The following is a 17,209-nucleotide window of genomic DNA, read 5'->3' as shown; positions in this document are numbered from 1 at the left end:
TTATATGCCGTCAGAGTCAAAATCGTCAGTTTTCTTATCCCTTTTTCTTTTCTTTTTGAAATTTCCAGTATTGCCGTTACCATTATCAATTTTCTTGTCTTGGTGAAAATCTAAACGGTAAGAGGCACCAAAAGCAATATTAAATACTGAAGGCGTGTCTTTTGTGTTAAAAGCTATATTGGCATCGAGCTGAAAATCTTTGGTCCATAAATACGCACCACCAAACCTAAAGATGTTATCTGCATAAAAATCGCTGTTGATACCTTGAGCTTCACCAAACCCCACCCATTGTGGGGTAAAGGAATGGGTTAATGTAAAAATGTATTGAAAGTCTGAAAAATCAGAGCCAATTCTGTCTTTTATTAAATTCATGACAAAAACCCAACCACCATTAAAATTATTCTGGGTGGCAATCATCACTTTAGGACTGAACCCTTCTACATCTGGTGCCGTGTAAGGATTGTTCTTGGTGTCAAAATTAGCACCAACATACACAGAGACTGCTGGTATCAAAGATTTCCACTGAAAGCTTCTATTGGCATGGTAGCTATATAAATTGGGTTTAGCCTCTTCGGCATTTTTATAAGGATCGTATACTAAATACTTTGCGCCGAATGTAAAATTTTTAAAATTAGAGCGTTTGTCTTCAACCGGAACTGAGGCGCTATTAAAGGTTATGTTATCATTCTGATACACACCGTCTAAAGAGATTTCCAGTTGCTCAAATAATAATCCATAACGTACTGAAAAATCCAATCCAAAACCAGATACTTCATAATTTAATGGCACATGCTCTTCCTTTACGGTAAAAGCACCAGCCTCAAACTGAACAACATTGGTTCCGACAGAGAAAGCACTTTCAGATAATCCTGGGCGATTAGAGTTTATGACTTCGGTATATTGCGCTTGTGTAGAGTTGTAGGTTAGCAGTAATATTAAAACGAAAATTGATTTGAGTATTCGCATTAGCTTTTGGTTTAAGTTCAAATATATATATTTTATACTTTTTTTAAGGAATAATAACGGATTATAAATACCAATAATTGTATTTTTGAATATTACTTTATTTTTAAATGATACAGCAAGCTTCGGCAATGGGATTATTAAGAACTATATTAATTATTTTGCTTATTTGGTTTGGTTTAAAGATTTTAACCAGACTTTTTGCTCCGCTTCTTATGCGTTTTGTGGCAAAAAAAGCTGAAGAAAAATTTGGGCAACAATTTGGTGGTTTTCAAAATCAGTCCCAACAACGTGAAGAGAAGAAAAGACGCGAAGGGGAGACGGTTATAGATAAAATGCCCGAGCAGAATAAATCCTCTAACGAAAAGGTGGGAGAATATATCGATTACGAAGAAATTGATTGATATAGTTATTGATTAAGCAGTAATTTTATCAAAAAAATAACTACTTTTCAGATTCAATTATATAGACGATATTCATGTCATTTTCCTTTAAACGTTTTTTACCACATCTCCTTGTTTTAATTGGGTTTGTGGTTTTGTCATTAGCTTATTTTAGTCCAGTTCTACAAGGCAAAAAGATTTTTCAGAGCGATATAATGCATTATATAGGCATGGCTCAGCAGCAAAAAGAGTTCGCCAAAGCTACAGGTGAAGAAACCTATTGGACCAATAGTGCTTTTGGCGGTATGCCAACTTATCAATTAGGTGCAAAATACCCACATAACTACATAAAAAAACTCGATTTAACCTTACGCTTTTTACCAAGACCAGCAGATTATTTATTTCTATACTTTATTGGGTTTTACATCTTATTGCTATCGCTAAAGGTTGATTTTAAGCTGGCCGCACTTGGCGCACTGGCATTTGGATTTTCCACATATCTTATTATAATTCTCGGTGTCGGTCACAACTCAAAGGCACATGCAATAGCCTATATGCCATTGGTGTTATCCGGAATCATTCTCACTTTCAGAAAAAAATACATTGTAGGGTTTCTGCTCACAACTGTTGCACTAGGTTTAGAGATTGTCGCCAACCATTTTCAGATGACCTATTATCTCTTGTTATTGGTTATTGTTCTCGGAATTGCTTATTTAATTGATGCCTACCGAAAAAAAGTATTGCCACACTTTTTTAAATCCGTTGGATTATTGACTGTAGCTGCTATTTTGGCAGTTGGCTTAAACGCCACCAATATTATGGCGACCCAAGAGTATGTAAAAGAAAGCACACGTGGTAAGAGTGAATTAACTATAAATCCGGATGGTTTACCTAAAGAAGTCTCTACTGGATTAAGTAAAGATTACATCACAGAATACAGTTATGGTTTTGCTGAGACATTTAACCTTTACATTCCAAAATTTATGGGTGGAGGCAATTCGGAGGACATAGGAAAGGATTCTGAAACTTATAAGACTTACGTTAATATGGGTGCTTCACCTATTGAAGCTTTAGAGGTTTCTAAAAACGCGCCAATGTATTGGGGAGATCAATCCATTGTAGAAGCGCCTGCTTATGTGGGAGCGGTTATTATTTTCCTTTTTGTTTTGGGCTTGTTCTTAGTTAAAGGGAGATTAAAGTGGTGGCTTGTTGGTGGTACTATTCTGTCATTGTTATTGTCTTATGGTAAGAACCTTGGTTTCCTTACAGATTTATTTATAGACTATGTGCCACTGTATAACAAGTTTAGAGCAGTGACGTCAATTCAGGTGATTTTGGAGTTATGCATTCCTATTCTAGGGATTTTTGCATTGGTACGCTTATTCAATGATTTTCAGAAAGATGAAGAAAAATTAAAGGCACTAAGAAACACGGTTATAATTACTGCAGGATTGTGTTTGGTCTTTCTATTATTTAAATCGACACTGTTTGATTTTAGGAGCCCAAATGACCAAGGAATACCAGAACCCTTGCTAGATGCTATTATAAAAGATAGAAAAGCATTATTTACTACGGATACTATAAGAACATTAATTCTGGTATTACTCTCTGCAGGAACCGTTTATTTCTTCTTGAAGAAAAAACTATCAGAAACTCTTGTAGTTGTTGTATTTGCTGCATTAATACTTTTTGATTTGGTAAGTATTGATAAGCAATATGTTAATAATGACAAGTTTGTATCTGCTTTGCAGGTCGATAAACCATATCAACCTACTTCTGCAGATAAAGAGATATTAAAGGATGATGGTCATTTTAGGGTTTTGGATATGTCTTCTGAAGGGCAACGGAAACCAGGACGCGCAGCATATTTTCATAATTCTCTGTTTGGTTACCATGCAGCGAAATTAGGCCGTTATAATGAATTGATGGAGTTTCATATTTACAACAATAATATGAACGTCCTCAATATGCTGAATACCAAATATATCATTGCCGAAGATCAAGGGCGCATATTTCCATATACTAATACTGATGCTAATGGTAATGCTTGGTTTGTAAGCAAATTGAAGCAATTATCAAATGCAAATACTGAAATTAAAGCCTTAGATAGTTTAGACACAAAATCAGTTGCTGTTACCACAATGTCTGAATTTAGCAGTAAACCAGAAACTGTCCTATATGAAGCTGATTCAACAGCCTTGATTCAATTAAAAGAGTTTAAACCAAACTATTTAAAATACGAGTCCAACAACCCAAACGATGGTTTTGCGGTCTTTTCTGAAATCTATTATGGTAATGGATGGAATGCCTATATAGATGGTGAGTTAAAACAACATATTCGTGTAAATTATGTTCTTAGAGGTATGGAAGTACCAAAAGGCAACCACACTATAGAATTTAAGTTTGAACCAGAAGTTGTAGAAACCGGTAGTACTATAGCATTGGCAAGTTCTGCTGTTTTAGGAATTTTCTTGTTGTTGGGAATATTCTATACTTTTAAAAAGAAAGACAACTAATTGTCATTCCTGCGATGGCAGGAATCTACACTCTGAATAAATTAAATAGATTCCTGCCTTCGCAGGAATGACAGAAATGAGCAAACAAAAGATTTTAATAATATGCTATTATTGGCCACCAGCTGGAGGACCAGGTGTACAACGCTGGCTAAAATTCGTTAAGTACTTACCTGATTTTGGTATTGAGCCCATTGTTTACTGCCCTGAAAATCCAAACTACCCAATTATTGATGAGAGTTTGGTTGATGAAATTCCAAATAATGTAACTGTTTTAAAACAGCCTATAAAAGAACCGTATGGTTTTGCCAATATGTTGTCAAAAAAGAGTTCTAAAAAAATAAGTTCTGGTGTAATTCCAAAAGCCAAAAAGCAATCATTAATAGAAAAACTGATGCTCTATGTTAGAGGGAATTACTTTATACCAGATGCTCGTAAAAATTGGGTAAATCCTTCGGTTGACTTTCTTTCAAACTATATAAGTGAAAACGAAATTAAAACCATTATTACCACTGGGCCACCACATAGTTTACATCTCATTGGTCTAAATCTTAAAGCACAGACTGGAGTGCAATGGATAGCGGATTTCAGAGATCCTTGGACAACCATAGGCTATCATAAAGCGTTGAAATTAACAGAATCTTCAAAAAACAAACATTTAACTTTAGAACAAAACGTTTTAAATACTGCGGATAAAATAATCGTAACCAGTAATCATACTAAAAATGAATTTCAGTCAAAGACTGACCAACCTATTACCGTTATAACCAATGGATACGATTCACATTCCATAAGGGTAGAAGGGAAGGATAAAAAGTTTACGTTATCGCATATAGGTTCATTACTTTCAGAGCGAAATCCTGCGGTTTTGTGGGAAGTGCTATCTGAATTGGTTGATGAAATTGAAGCATTTTCAGGAGCCTTTCAGCTCAATTTAATAGGTGTGGTTAGTGATGATGTTGTAGAATCTATTCATCAACATGGGTTGGTACAGTTTTTAAATGTAGTTGGTTATGTAAGCCATGAGGAAGCCATAAAGTTTCAAATGAAATCTCAATTATTATTATTGATTGAAATTGATTCCGAAGACACCAAAGCTATTATTCCGGGAAAAATCTTTGAATATCTGATTTCCGAAACACCAATATTAGCCATGGGTCCTAAAGACGCTGATGTGGAGCGAATCATTACATCCACAAATACAGGGACTTATTTTAACTACAACCAAAAAAAGGAATTAAAAAATCAGATCATGGCCTATTTTGAATCTTACCAAAAAAATAGCCTAGAAGTGAATGGTATCGGACTTCAAAAATATCATAGAAAGGCACTTACAGAGCAGTTGGTAAGTTTAGTGCGTTAGAGTTTTGGAACTTGGTGTTTTTAAATTGTAAATTGTGATGCTATGGGCATCGTATTAAATCAATCCTTTAAAAATACAATAAGCACTTATATAGGTTTTGGTGTTGGTGCCATTAATACCTTGTTCCTCTACACTAACTTTTTAACCGATCAATATTATGGGCTAGTTGCCTTTTTGCTATCTGCTGCTAACATTATGATGCCGTTTACGGCATTTGGTGTTCATAACGCGATTATTAAATTCTATTCGTCTTTTAAATCTAAAAACAGCATCAATAGCTTTTTAACCTTTATGTTATTTTTGCCGTTGGCCTTTATTATTCCGGCTGTGCTTATAGGTTGTTTTTCTTATGAAGCCATAGGAACTTTACTGTCTAGGGAAAATCCTATAGTTAAAGATTATGTGTGGCACATCTTTATTATTGCAATTGCCATGGCTTATTTTGAAATATTCTTCGCATGGTCTAAAGTGCAATTGCAAACCGTTTTTGGTAATGTGATGAAGGAAATATTTCATCGTGTTTGCATTATGATTTTATTGTTTGCGGTGTATCTAGGCTGGTTAAGTGTTGAGCAATTTATTTTGGCACTGGTTGGAGTTTATGTCTTACGAATGCTAATTATGAAACTGTATGCCTATTCCGTTAGGTTTCCAAAATTTAAATTTCAAAAAATCGAAAAGTTACCAGCTATATTAAAGTATGCTGGACTTATGATTATAGCTGGTTCTGTAGCCATGCTCATTTTAGATATCGACAAATTTATGATTGGCTTGATGATAGAGGATATTGAGCAAGTAGCTTACTATAGTGTAGCCATTTTTATCGCAACCGTAATTGCAGTACCGCAACGCTCAATGCATCAAATAATGATGCCCTTAACGGCGAAGTATCTCAATGAAAATAACAAATCAGCCTTAGAAGATCTATACAAGCGCAGCTCTTTGAGTCTATTGGTCATCAGTGGTTTTATTTTTCTATTGATTGTTCTTAATATCAATCAGCTATATGAAATACTGCCGGAAGAATTTACAGGAGGACTTTTCGTAATCCTAATTGTGAGTCTGGCTAAATTGTATGACAATAGTTTAGGGAATAATAATGCCATTTTATTTAATAGTGATTATTACAGAATGGTGTTACTTTTTGGGGTCGCTTTGGCAATAATCGCTATAATTTTGAATTTTATTTTTATCCCAATTTACGGGATTGACGGCTCGGCATTTGCAACATTTTTGGCTGTTGCAATTTATAATACGGTTAAAATTGTATTTGTGAAGCTTAAATTTAATATTCAGCCTTTTTCATGGTCCTCCTTAAAGATTGTTTTTATTTTAATCTTACTTTCTGGACTCATGTATTTTTGGGACTTTCCGTTTCATCCGCTAATAAACATTGGTTTAAAGTCGGTTATGGTTAGTATTTTGTATTTTATCTTGATTTATAAATTGGATGTTTCAGATGATATTAATGTGCAGATGAAGAAGTATTTGCGGTTGAAGTGACATTAACTGTCATTGTGAGCGAAGTATGAGCGTGGCAATCTATTTAATCTAGTTTTTGATTTCTTATAAAAGAAAAGATTCCCACTTTCGTGGGAATGCTAACGAGAAATCCCGTAAGGTGCTCTGAGGCATACATCATACGGGACTTCTACTAACCAACCAAAAAAATCATGTTTTTATCTTTTATCCTCTGCTTCGTCTTGAGTTAGATCTGGTAGAACTTTGGTTGCTTCTTCTACTTGTTTTAGATCTAGACGATGCAGAAGATGACTTTCTCTTATTTTGAACTGTACTTCGCTGTCTGTTATTTTGCGTTGTCGTTCTGCTATATGTACGAGAGTTATTGGTTTTCGGTTTTCTTACCGAAGTACTTTTTTTTCTCTCTACTTTTTTAGACACAGAACCACGTGTTCTGGTCACATTATTATTAGTATTTCTTTTTGTTCTTACAGTACTAGAACGTGTTGTTTTTGATGGAGTGTTAACTCTGGCATTAGAACCTGTTCTAGTCGTTTTACTTTTTGTTCTTGTACTATTACTCGGTCTAGTCACTCTAGTATTAGAACGTGTGGTAGTGCCTTTATCAGATCGTTTTATAGATCTTGTAGTCCTTGCATTGTCACCACGAGTTGTTCTTGTACTGTTGCCACGTGTTGCTCTAGTTGTCCTAGTTGACGAGTTTTCTGCAAGACGTGTAGTTCTAGTTCTTGTGATTTCCGTGTTTCTACGGGTAACCGTTCTCTGTATAGTACGCTCTCTTCTATTTCTTGGAGTCTGTACGTATCTATCACTAGTGTTTCTTCTAGTTACTTGTGCGTTGCCACGTCTTCCATTGTTAACATTGTAATATCTCACGTTGTTTCTATATGGTCTGTAATAGATATGTCTAACAGGTGTGTAAAATTGTCTGTATGGACGCACATTAACAACACAGTAATTTACTGGTGGAATAATGTAAAATCTATGCCAAGGTCTCCAAACGTATGCTCTGTTATAAACGTTGATGAACCCATCACATCTCCAATATGTATTGTTTCTGTAATAAACATTTAATCCACCAATTCTACTAATTCTGTTAAATCCGTTATAAGTGATAAAAATGTTACCGATTTGATTAACCCTTCCGTAGAAATCATAGAAGATTGGTGTGTTTTCAATTTGAATGATTGCACCAAATCTATCATACTGTACATATGGGTTATAGTCATAACCTGCGTTAAAACTCAAGGTAAAACCTGGCGTATCTATGCCAACACTGACGTCTGGCCCATAATCAGGCAAATAAAAATCGAATTGTCCATCTCTGTAAACTGAAAATTCAATACCTCCTTCAGTAAATATGAAAGAATTCCCATAACCTCTCACATAATTATTAATAGAAGCATCAGCCTCAGATGTTGTTGTGGTGGTTGTAGTTGTAGTTGCGAATGCAGTAGTGCCAAAAGCCACTATACTTGCAAATAAAAATAGAATCCGTTTCATAGTTAAAGGGTTTTAAAATTAAATTCATCTAGTATTAAACAAACAGCGTGCCAAAATATTTAACCGTTTGATATACTGATATTTAACAAATAATAAAGGTAAATGCTTCAAAATTTATACTTTAGCCATCTATAAATAAACTTACCATGAGCGACTTAGAAGATAATAGCATTGAATTACGTAAGGTATTTAGTATAAAATCATTGTTTTTGAAGCTCATAGGTATAACAGCAGCTACTGTGGCTATAAAAGGATTTATGATTCCTAATCACTTTTTAGATGGTGGTCTCTTGGGTATTTCAATTCTTTTGCACGAAATTTATCATATCGATGTTTGGATACCATTGCTTCTACTTAATATTCCTTTTGTGTTTATGGGCTATAGGAAAATTGGTAAAAACTTTGCTGTACATGCTTTAGTGGCGCTAATTCTTTTAGGTGTAGCGCTTAATGTAATTCCCGTTCCGGCAATCACAAAGGATCATTTTTTAGTCGCTGCTTTTGGTGGTGTTTTTGTTGGATTAGGTATAGGCTTTGTAATTAGAAGTGGAGGAGTCATTGATGGATTGGAGGTGATAGCTGAATACACAAATAAGCAATTGGGTTTTTCAACTGCAGAGATAATTATCGCAATCAACACCACTATTTTCTTAATCATTGCTTTCTTTTTAGGCCTGGACAAAGCCATGTATTCTATAATTACCTTTTTTACTGCGGTAAAGGTTTCAGATTATATCGTAAATGGGATAGAGAAATTAATTTCATTAAATATTATATCTCCTAATTCTGAAATGGTTAAATCGCTTATAGTAAATGATTTCAATAAAGCAATTACGGTTTACAAAGGTGAAAGAGGAAATTTACCTGGTTCTTATGGAGTAAAAGAAGATTGCGATATTATTGTAACGGTAGTTACAAGATTGGAAATGCATAAAATTAAAAAAGCCATTGCGGAAAAAGACCCTAAAGCATTTATGTTTGTACAAAATATTAGAGAAGTTGGTGGCGGCATTCTAAGTAGAAAAAGTGCTCGTTGATGAAAGTACCCTTTAAGAAAATACAAGCTCATGTATTTGAGCTTTTAGAGAAAAATCTACCAAGCTATTTAACTTATCACAGTGTAGAACATACACGCTATGTTTTAGAGAAGGTTATCTACATAGCTTCAAAAGAGAATATTTCTAAATCAGATTTATTACTGTTAAAGATAGCCGCCTTGTATCATGATATAGGGTTTATTAAATCACATGAAAATCATGAAGAGATTGGTTGTGAAATTGCTTCAAAGGATTTGAAAGGTTTTCATTTTTCTACAGAAGACATCGATTCTGTATGCGGAATGATTATGGCTACTAAAATCCCTCAGGATCCAAAAAACCATTTGGAAGAAATTTTAGCTGATGCCGATCTGGAATATCTAGGCACTAAACATTTTTTTTCGGTTAGTGAATTGTTGTACAAAGAGCTTAAGTATTTCAATAAAGAACTAACGCCACAGGAATGGTATAATATTCAAGTGGATTTTATTAATAATCATACTTATCACACCAATTATTGTAAGCACTATAAATCTTTCAGGAAATATAAAAACCTAGAAAAACTCATGTATCAGTCTGGTAATTTTTCAAAAAAATAAACCCTGAACTATTTGGGGATATATTCAGGGTTATTATAGCCATCAAATACAATTTAATGGTTTAACATATCAATCAAAGTCTTTGAATTTTGCTTTCTTCTGCTTCTTTACTTTACCATTCTTTCTGTAATAATAATAGTCGTCATCGTTATCCCAATCGTCGTCCCAATCATCATCATCGAAAGAGTGACTATCAAAGTGATCTAGGGTACAGCCAGAAACTCCACAAAAGCCACAACCTTGGTTGCTAAAGTTTACCTGTCCTCGGGTACCAATCACATCTCCATATCTATTATAAAGAATTTGTAAGCCACCAACCTGTTTTAGCTGGCCTCTTCTGTAACTCATATATACAGAACCAACTCGTTTAATTCTGCCTTGTCTGTCGTAATTGATAAATACGTTACCAATACGTCTTACACGTCCTAATCTATCGTGTTGTACCAAAACACCTCTTTCACCTCTATGGTATCTTGTGCCTGGTGCTCCATAAGTTCTATTTGTGCCACGTCTATTACGTCTGTAAAAGTAATTGCCTGGGACTGTAGAAAATGCTTCCGTATTAAAGTCGAAGCTTCCATCAGGAAAAATCAAAAACTCTACACCACGTTCTACAAACAAAATAGGTTGTGCATAACGATAGCGTGCATTTTTAAAATCTTCCCCATTTAAAACAGCATCTCCTGCTGTTGTCGCTGTGGCTGATGTTATTCCTAATAACACCATTGCCAAAAAAAGTACTTGCCTTTTCATATTTTATAGGTTTTTAGATTTGCCTAGCTCTAACTCGTTTAGAACTTTTAGGCTTACGCTATATGTCTGTAGAAAACCAATTAGCGTGCCAAGATTACAAATCGTTTAATCACAGTCACTTACAAAACATTTTAAGGCAAACTTTGTAACAAAATTGATGCTAAGTCTTCTAAATTATAGCTAACCATATTATAAATTTTACTACTTTTAAAGCAGACTAACCACCAATTATGGATACTAACCAAGCCACTTGCCAAAATTGCGAGCAACCTTACGATGAAGGTTTTCAATTTTGCCCTCATTGCGGACAAAAAACCAATGATGAGCTAACTATTGGTGTGCTTTTCTATAACACAATCAGCAATTACTTTTCCTTTGATGCAAGATTTTTAAAAAGCTTTATTCCATTAATGATTAGGCCAGGTTATTTGGCTAAGGAGTTTATTAAGGGTAAGCGGTTGTTGTATTTGCATCCAGCTCAGATGTATTTGTTTGTTGCTGTTATCTTCTTCTTTATTTTTAACTTTTATGTACGTGAGGGTAGGGAAGAATTAGATAAGAATATGCAAAGGGTTTTAGAGAATAGATCTGAAAAACTCGCACAACGTGATAGTGTTATTCCTCAAGACTCCATTAACGTAAACGAATTTGTTAAACCCCATCAAGAAAATGGCGTAAATATAGGTTTAGATGAAGAGGGCTTAAAGGCACTCGACTCCATATCGAATATTAAGATTCCAAAAGACGATATAGAGACATCATTTAGTTTTAATGAACAAAAGTTGGATTCTCTAATTGCACAAGGCGCAACAGATGAAGAGCTTTATAAGGCCATGGGAATGGATGAAGATGATGGTTTTTTAACCAGAAAGTTTTATGAGCAAGGATTAAAGTTTTACAGAACGATGGGATTGGGTCAAATCTATCAAACCTTTATCGATAGTATACCTTTAGCTATGTTCTTTTTGTTGCCAATTTTTGCCTTTTTGTTAAAACTATTCTTTTTTAACAAAGGAAGATATTCGCATCATTTAGTCTTTAGCTTTTATTATTTCTCGTTTTTGTTTGTAGTATTCAGTATTATTTTTGGCGTTAACCGTTTTTGGCCTATACCAGATTGGATAGACTGGCTTGTAGCATTTTCTACATTTATTTATTTGCTTCTAGCAATAATTAAATTTTATGGACAAAACTGGTTTCTAAGTTTTATAAAAAGCGGTTTGGTGAGCTTTTTATTTTTATTATTTGTTTTGCCTTTATCTTTTGGAATTCTTGGTGTAATTGCGTTTCTGTTCTACTAGTTTTCCATTTTAGTCAAAACACTATAGCCCATTAACTTGCCTTTTTTGTTATAAGACTCAGAGCGCACTAAGCCAATACCTTCTGAATACCATTCTTTAGAAGAGGCTCTTACTTTAACAATCATTTTAGTACTGATGTTTTGTGATATAACAATACAATCAAACTCACCAGCTTCTGTAGTTAATGTCTCTCTTTTTTCTACTTTGCGGTCAGTTATTTCTATTGTCATTTTAAATCCGATAGCACCAGAAGACCCCATACTTACATTTAAAGTGCCATCTTCTAGTTCAGTACCTGGACTAGCGTCCATTTCAGGAATTTCAAATTTTGAAGCATCTACTTCTACATCCATACCATCATACTGCGACATTTGACTGCCATCCATTTTAACGGCCATATCTAGATCAAAAACGCCATCAATGCATTTTGCTTCGTATTCGCTCTCAAAAATTTGCTTTCCTTTTTTGTCAAAAGTTGTTGTTTTTATTTTAAAGGTCACTTCATTACCATCAACAATTTTATCAACCAATTCATAATTGACCGTTCCGGTAATTTTTCCTTTGGCATTATAGTTTGTCAATTCCCATTTTGTGCCTTGTTCTGTTGGGACATAGGGTTTACAATCTGTTTGCGCAAAAGACAAGTTGCACACTATAAAAAATAATAGAATAGAAGTTAATGTTTTCATTTTGTAAAAAATTGGTTAATAGCTGTTTACAATTTACAAAATGAAAATTAAACGAAATAATTTATCCCTTATCCTTTTAGGTTAATTTTAGACTAATATCTAGGTTAAAGCTTATCAACTAAGTATCTCCCAGTAATCGAACTATCGTTCTTTACGAGTTCTTCTGGAGTACCAAAAGCCACTAGATGACCTCCCTGTTTTCCACCCTCTGGTCCTAAATCAATGATATAGTCCGCACATTTTATCAAATCGATATTGTGCTCAATAACAATTATAGAATGTCCTTTTGCGATTAATGCTTGAAAAGATTTTAATAGTTTCTGTATATCATGAAAATGTAAGCCTGTCGTTGGTTCGTCAAAGATGAATAAGGCGTTATCACTTTTGCTACCTTTACCTAAGAACGTTGCCAGCTTTATACGTTGTGCCTCACCGCCAGAAAGGGTAGAAGAGGACTGACCCAAAGTAACGTAGCCTAAACCTACGTCTTGTAGTGGCTGTAGTTTCTTATGAATTTTGTCTTGCTTGTAGGTTTTAAAGAAATCAATGGCATCATCAATCGTCATATTAAGAATATCGTCAATGGATTTACCTTCAAAAGTGACTTCCAATACTTCTTTCTTAAATCGCTTACCGTTACAAGTATCACAGGTAAGATGGACATCTGCCATAAACTGCATTTCAATAGTCACTTCTCCTTCACCTTTACAGGTTTCGCAACGTCCACCATCGACGTTAAAACTAAAATGCTTGGCTGCATAATTTCTAATCTTGCTCAATTTTTGAGATGCAAATAACGCTCTGATGTCATCGTAGGCTTTAATGTAAGTCACAGGATTGGAGCGCGACGAGCGACCTATTGGATTTTGGTCTACAAATTCTACATGCTGAACGTTACTATGATTCCCTTTCATTTCTGTAAACTGACCAGCCTTATCACTAAACCCTGTTAATTTCTTCTGTATGGCAGGAAATAAAATCTTTTTCACCAAAGTACTTTTTCCACTACCAGAAACACCAGTAACGATGGTGAGCATTTCCAGAGGAAATGTAACGTCTATATTTTTAAGATTATTCTCACGTGCTCCAATAATGTCAATATGGTATTTGGATGTTCTTCGTTTTTCAGGCACTTTAATTTCTAATTGCCCATTCAGATATTTTGCCGTTAAGGTATCAGACACCAAAATATCTTTAAACTCTCCAGTAGCAACTACCTCTCCACCAAACGTACCAGCTTCAGGGCCAATGTCTATGATTTCATCGGCAGCTTTCATTATGTCTTCATCGTGCTCAACAACGATAACGGTATTGCCCAAGTCGCGCAAAGATTTTAAAACTGAAATTAAGCGTTCCGTATCCTTTGGATGCAAACCAATACTTGGCTCATCTAAAATATACATGGACCCAACCAAGCTACTACCAAGTGATGTGGCTAGGTTGATACGTTGACTCTCACCACCAGATAGCGTGTTGGATTTTCTATTTAGTGTCAAATAGTTCAATCCAACATTTGAGAGAAATTCGAGTCTTGTGTTGATTTCGGTCAGTAAGCGTTTGGCAATTTTAGCTTCGTATTCGTTTAGCTCTAAATTCTTAAAAAACTCAGCCAGATCGTTTAATGGTAAATCCACCAAATCCGTAATCGTGGCATCGTTGATTTTTACATAACCCGCTTCTTCGCGTAAGCGTTTGCCTTTACAAACATTACATTTGGTTTTGCCACGATAGCGTGACAACATCACACGATTTTGAATTTTATAAGCTTTAGATTCTAGTTCGGCAAAGAAATTATCTAATCCTTCAAAATATTGATTACCAGACCAAATTAACGCTTTGTGTTCTGGGCTCAATTCAAAATAAGGTTTGTGAATAGGGAAATCGAACTTATGTGAATTATTCACCAGTTGATCTCTGTACCAGCTCATACTTTCACCTCGCCAAGGAAAAATGGCATTTTCGTAAACCGACAATGCTGTGTTTGGCACTACTAAATCTTCATCTATACCTATAACATCACCATAACCTTCGCATTTAGGACAAGCTCCATAAGGGTTATTAAAGCTGAAAAGGTGAGCGTTGGGTTCAAGAAAAGTCATGCCATCCAATTCAAATTTATTGTTGAAAGTAGTCTGCTTTCCGTCTGAAAGCGATTCAACAATGCATGTACCTACTCCTTCAAAAAAAGCGGTCTCAATGGCATCTGCCAGTCGGTTGAGAAAATCTTCATCGTCTTTATATACAATTCTATCGACAACGAGGTAAAGGTCTTTTGCTGATTTAATATTCTGCTTCAAGGCATCATCGATGCGCAAAACTTCATCCTTAACTTTAACTCTTGCATAACCTTGTTGCTGAAGTGTTTGCAATTTGTTTTCAACTGTTCGGTCTTTTTCTAAAATAATAGGTGATAACAATAATAGTTTTGAACCTTCCTCAAATTTTGAAATATAATCTATGACATCAGTGACTCTATGTTTTTTTACCAAATCACCAGAAATAGGAGAGTAGGTTTTACCAATTCTGGCAAATAATAATTTTAGGTAATCGTAAATTTCTGTTGTAGTACCAACTGTTGAACGTGGGTTTGTTGAATTCACTTTTTGCTCAATGGCAATAGCAGGTGCGATGCCTTTAATATAATCTACTTTTGGCTTATTTAATCGTCCCAAAAACTGACGCGCATAACTACTCAAACTTTCAACATAACGTCTCTGGCCCTCAGCATATAAGGTATCAAATGCTAAACTCGACTTACCTGAGCCAGATAACCCTGTAATAACCACTAATTTATTTCTAGGAATAACAACATCAACATTTTTGAGATTATGCAATTTTGCTCCTTTTATGATGATATTTTCTTTCGGATTTACGTCTAAAATAGTAGTGTTCATAGGATTTTTGAGAATCTAATTTCGCAAAGATACTACATCTTATCCATCTATTAAAGGAACATTTTTTCCGATAAAATGTTAAAATTTGGTAATATTTTTTGCTTTTTCGGAATGATTGTTGTTATATTTGAAGCATAATCATTTAAAAAACAACTGCGTATAGCATAATATTACTTTAGAAAATTTTAACCCCTTGCTAAGAAGTCCGCTTCTTACTACTAAGAGTAATATTATGAAAAAAGAACTTATCCAAGACGCAGAGTTGGTCAGCAACTATATTAAAGGAGACGAGAACGCCCTTGCCATATTGATAGGCAGGCACAAACAGAAAATCTATAGTTTTATTTATTCTAAGGTTTATGATAGAGACATCACAGAAGATGTTTTTCAGGATACCTTTATTAAGGTCATTAGAACCTTAAAACGTGGTAAATATAACGAAGAGGGTAAATTTTTACCTTGGGTGATGCGTATTGCCCACAATTTGGTTATCGATCACTTTAGGAAGAACAGCCGAATGCCAAAGTTTGACAATGCTGGTGAGTTTAGTATATTTTCTGTTTTAAGCGATTCTAGCTTAAATGCTGAAAAAAGCATGATTAAAGATCAGGTGGAGTCAGACGTAAGACGCGTTATCGAAGAACTTCCAGAAGACCAAAAGCAAGTGCTTATAATGCGTATGTACCAAGATATGAGCTTTAAGGAAATCTCAGAACGTACAGGTGTAAGTATTAATACGGCATTAGGTAGAATGCGTTATGCGCTTATTAATATGCGTAAAGTTATAGAACAAAATAATATCGTTTTAACGAATTGATACAATAAAGTGTTTTAAGGTGCGTTTTTAATCCATATAACAAATCCAAAACTGGTAATATGGAAAAAATTTACTCTAACGCTTCCCCAAAAAAAAACAACCTGCATCCAAAAGATGAGACCGTGAGTTTCCTTTTGAATTACTCAAAGGCTTTAAGTGTTATAAATTATAATAAATTGAAGTTTGAAGCACTTCTAAATTAAGTTGGAAAAGAATCCTGATTTTTACGAATCAGGATTTTTTTTGCTTTTTATAGTACTCGTCTAATACCGATTTCCGTCCAATGGTTTTGGTAATGATGTCTTTTTCCAAATTCCAGCCACGAGCAGGTGAATATTCACGACCATACCATATAATCTGAAGGTGTAGATCATTCCAAAGTTCTTTTGGGAACAAGCGTTTGGCATCTTTTTCGGTTTGTACTACATTTTTACCATTGCTTAAATTCCAACGGTACATTAGACGATGAATGTGCGTATCAACAGGAAAGGCAGGAATCCCAAATGCCTGAGACAATACAACTGCAGCTGTTTTATGACCGACAGCTGGCAAGGCTTCGAGCTCTTCATAAGTCTGTGGGACTTTGCCATTATGTTTATCAATTAGAATATGTGATAAGCCATAAATACCTTTGCTTTTCATTGGAGACAATCCTACTGGTTTTATAATTTCTCTAATTTCTTCGACACTCAATTTAATCATGTCATAAGGATTGTCCGCCCGCTCAAATAATAAAGGCGTGATTTGATTAACACGCACATCAGTACTCTGTGCAGACATCAATACTGCTATTAATAAGGTATAAGGATCTTTATGGTCTAATGGAATGGGAATTTGCGGATATAATTTATCCAAAGTATTGATAACAAAGTTTACCTTTTCTTGTTTGGTCATTTCGCTGTATTTTTACAG

At 34.7% G+C, this 17,209-nt stretch carries 14 protein-coding genes; 8 read left to right on the top strand and 6 right to left on the bottom strand.

Translation table 11 applies throughout. From position 1 onward, the window contains the following. A complete protein-coding gene (locus F1003_RS02615; protein ID WP_155087644.1) occupies positions 1–966 on the bottom strand; it encodes a transporter in 966 nt (321 codons plus the stop codon). 107 nt (positions 967–1,073) lie between these two features. Between F1003_RS02615 and F1003_RS02610 the strand changes: the two genes are divergently transcribed. From F1003_RS02610 to F1003_RS02595, 4 genes are all read left to right on the top strand, one after another. Continuing rightward, positions 1,074–1,367, top strand: coding sequence for a DUF4834 family protein (locus F1003_RS02610; protein ID WP_155087643.1), 294 nt, complete (start codon positions 1,074–1,076; stop codon positions 1,365–1,367). A 74-nt stretch (positions 1,368–1,441) separates the two neighbouring features. Beyond that, the gene (locus F1003_RS02605; RefSeq protein WP_155087642.1) at positions 1,442–3,862 is read left to right on the top strand and encodes a YfhO family protein; all 2,421 of its coding nucleotides are present in this window, start codon (positions 1,442–1,444) and stop codon (positions 3,860–3,862) included. A gap of 76 nt (positions 3,863–3,938) precedes the next feature. Then, entirely contained in the window at positions 3,939–5,222 is a 1,284-nt protein-coding gene (locus F1003_RS02600) for a glycosyltransferase family protein (protein ID WP_202913872.1), read from the top strand. Positions 5,223–5,264: 42 nt separating this feature from the next. Beyond that, entirely contained in the window at positions 5,265–6,725 is a 1,461-nt protein-coding gene (locus F1003_RS02595) for an oligosaccharide flippase family protein (protein ID WP_155087640.1), read from the top strand. A 183-nt stretch (positions 6,726–6,908) separates the two neighbouring features. Here F1003_RS02595 and F1003_RS02590 read toward each other — a convergent pair whose 3' ends face one another. Beyond that, positions 6,909–8,207: a hypothetical protein gene (locus F1003_RS02590; RefSeq protein WP_155087639.1), complete on the bottom strand. Its 1,299-nt coding sequence runs from the start codon at positions 8,205–8,207 to the stop codon at positions 6,909–6,911. A 146-nt stretch (positions 8,208–8,353) separates the two neighbouring features. On the opposite strand from F1003_RS02590, the gene F1003_RS02585 reads away from it, so the two are divergent. Both F1003_RS02585 and F1003_RS02580 read left to right on the top strand, forming a co-directional pair. Next, a complete protein-coding gene (locus F1003_RS02585; RefSeq protein ID WP_155087638.1) occupies positions 8,354–9,244 on the top strand; it encodes a YitT family protein in 891 nt (296 codons plus the stop codon). Continuing rightward, positions 9,244–9,843, top strand: a complete 600-nt coding sequence (locus F1003_RS02580) for an HD domain-containing protein (protein ID WP_155087637.1) — start codon at positions 9,244–9,246, stop codon at positions 9,841–9,843. The genes F1003_RS02585 and F1003_RS02580 overlap by 1 nt, the downstream gene beginning before the upstream one ends. A 69-nt stretch (positions 9,844–9,912) precedes the next feature. Here the strand turns inward: F1003_RS02580 and F1003_RS02575 are convergent, their stop codons facing one another. Further along, positions 9,913–10,596: a hypothetical protein gene (locus tag F1003_RS02575; RefSeq protein ID WP_155087636.1), complete on the bottom strand. Its 684-nt coding sequence runs from the start codon at positions 10,594–10,596 to the stop codon at positions 9,913–9,915. 230 nt (positions 10,597–10,826) lie between these two features. Here F1003_RS02575 and F1003_RS02570 point away from each other — a divergent pair, with 230 nt between their 5' ends. Beyond that, a complete protein-coding gene (locus F1003_RS02570; protein WP_155087635.1) occupies positions 10,827–11,897 on the top strand; it encodes a DUF3667 domain-containing protein in 1,071 nt (356 codons plus the stop codon). On the opposite strand, the gene F1003_RS02565 is transcribed toward F1003_RS02570, so the two are convergent. Beyond that, the gene (locus tag F1003_RS02565) at positions 11,894–12,586 is read right to left on the bottom strand and encodes a TapB family protein (protein ID WP_155087634.1); all 693 of its coding nucleotides are present in this window, start codon (positions 12,584–12,586) and stop codon (positions 11,894–11,896) included. The two genes, F1003_RS02570 and F1003_RS02565, sit on opposite strands and share 4 nt — an antisense overlap. Before the next feature lie 104 nt (positions 12,587–12,690). Further along, complete coding sequence (gene uvrA, locus F1003_RS02560) at positions 12,691–15,480, bottom strand: excinuclease ABC subunit UvrA (RefSeq protein ID WP_155087633.1); 2,790 nt, start codon at positions 15,478–15,480, stop codon at positions 12,691–12,693. A 232-nt stretch (positions 15,481–15,712) separates the two neighbouring features. On the opposite strand from uvrA, the gene F1003_RS02555 reads away from it, so the two are divergent. Then, entirely contained in the window at positions 15,713–16,297 is a 585-nt protein-coding gene (locus F1003_RS02555) for an RNA polymerase sigma factor (RefSeq protein ID WP_155087632.1), read from the top strand. 231 nt (positions 16,298–16,528) lie between these two features. Here F1003_RS02555 and F1003_RS02550 read toward each other — a convergent pair whose 3' ends face one another. After that, entirely contained in the window at positions 16,529–17,191 is a 663-nt protein-coding gene (locus F1003_RS02550) for an endonuclease III domain-containing protein (protein WP_155087631.1), read from the bottom strand. Positions 17,192–17,209 lie beyond the last annotated feature (18 nt).

Source organism: Winogradskyella ouciana, from assembly GCF_009709615.1.
Lineage (GTDB): Bacteria > Bacteroidota > Bacteroidia > Flavobacteriales > Flavobacteriaceae > Winogradskyella > Winogradskyella ouciana.
This window is presented reverse-complemented; position numbering and strand designations above follow the sequence as displayed.

What these genes read in the sequence shown, in the direction of transcription:
- F1003_RS02615 (WP_155087644.1), bottom strand. Translation starts at nt 966, where the DNA reads ATGCGAATACTCAAATCAATTTTCGTTTTAATATTACTGCTAACCTAC.
- F1003_RS02610 (WP_155087643.1), top strand. Translation starts at nt 1,074, where the DNA reads ATGATACAGCAAGCTTCGGCAATGGGATTATTAAGAACTATATTAATT.
- F1003_RS02605 (WP_155087642.1), top strand. Translation starts at nt 1,442, where the DNA reads ATGTCATTTTCCTTTAAACGTTTTTTACCACATCTCCTTGTTTTAATT.
- F1003_RS02600 (WP_202913872.1), top strand. Translation starts at nt 3,939, where the DNA reads ATGAGCAAACAAAAGATTTTAATAATATGCTATTATTGGCCACCAGCT.
- F1003_RS02595 (WP_155087640.1), top strand. Translation starts at nt 5,265, where the DNA reads ATGGGCATCGTATTAAATCAATCCTTTAAAAATACAATAAGCACTTAT.
- F1003_RS02590 (WP_155087639.1), bottom strand. Translation starts at nt 8,207, where the DNA reads ATGAAACGGATTCTATTTTTATTTGCAAGTATAGTGGCTTTTGGCACT.
- F1003_RS02585 (WP_155087638.1), top strand. Translation starts at nt 8,354, where the DNA reads ATGAGCGACTTAGAAGATAATAGCATTGAATTACGTAAGGTATTTAGT.
- F1003_RS02580 (WP_155087637.1), top strand. Translation starts at nt 9,244, where the DNA reads ATGAAAGTACCCTTTAAGAAAATACAAGCTCATGTATTTGAGCTTTTA.
- F1003_RS02575 (WP_155087636.1), bottom strand. Translation starts at nt 10,596, where the DNA reads ATGAAAAGGCAAGTACTTTTTTTGGCAATGGTGTTATTAGGAATAACA.
- F1003_RS02570 (WP_155087635.1), top strand. Translation starts at nt 10,827, where the DNA reads ATGGATACTAACCAAGCCACTTGCCAAAATTGCGAGCAACCTTACGAT.
- F1003_RS02565 (WP_155087634.1), bottom strand. Translation starts at nt 12,586, where the DNA reads ATGAAAACATTAACTTCTATTCTATTATTTTTTATAGTGTGCAACTTG.
- uvrA (WP_155087633.1), bottom strand. Translation starts at nt 15,480, where the DNA reads ATGAACACTACTATTTTAGACGTAAATCCGAAAGAAAATATCATCATA.
- F1003_RS02555 (WP_155087632.1), top strand. Translation starts at nt 15,713, where the DNA reads ATGAAAAAAGAACTTATCCAAGACGCAGAGTTGGTCAGCAACTATATT.
- F1003_RS02550 (WP_155087631.1), bottom strand. Translation starts at nt 17,191, where the DNA reads ATGACCAAACAAGAAAAGGTAAACTTTGTTATCAATACTTTGGATAAA.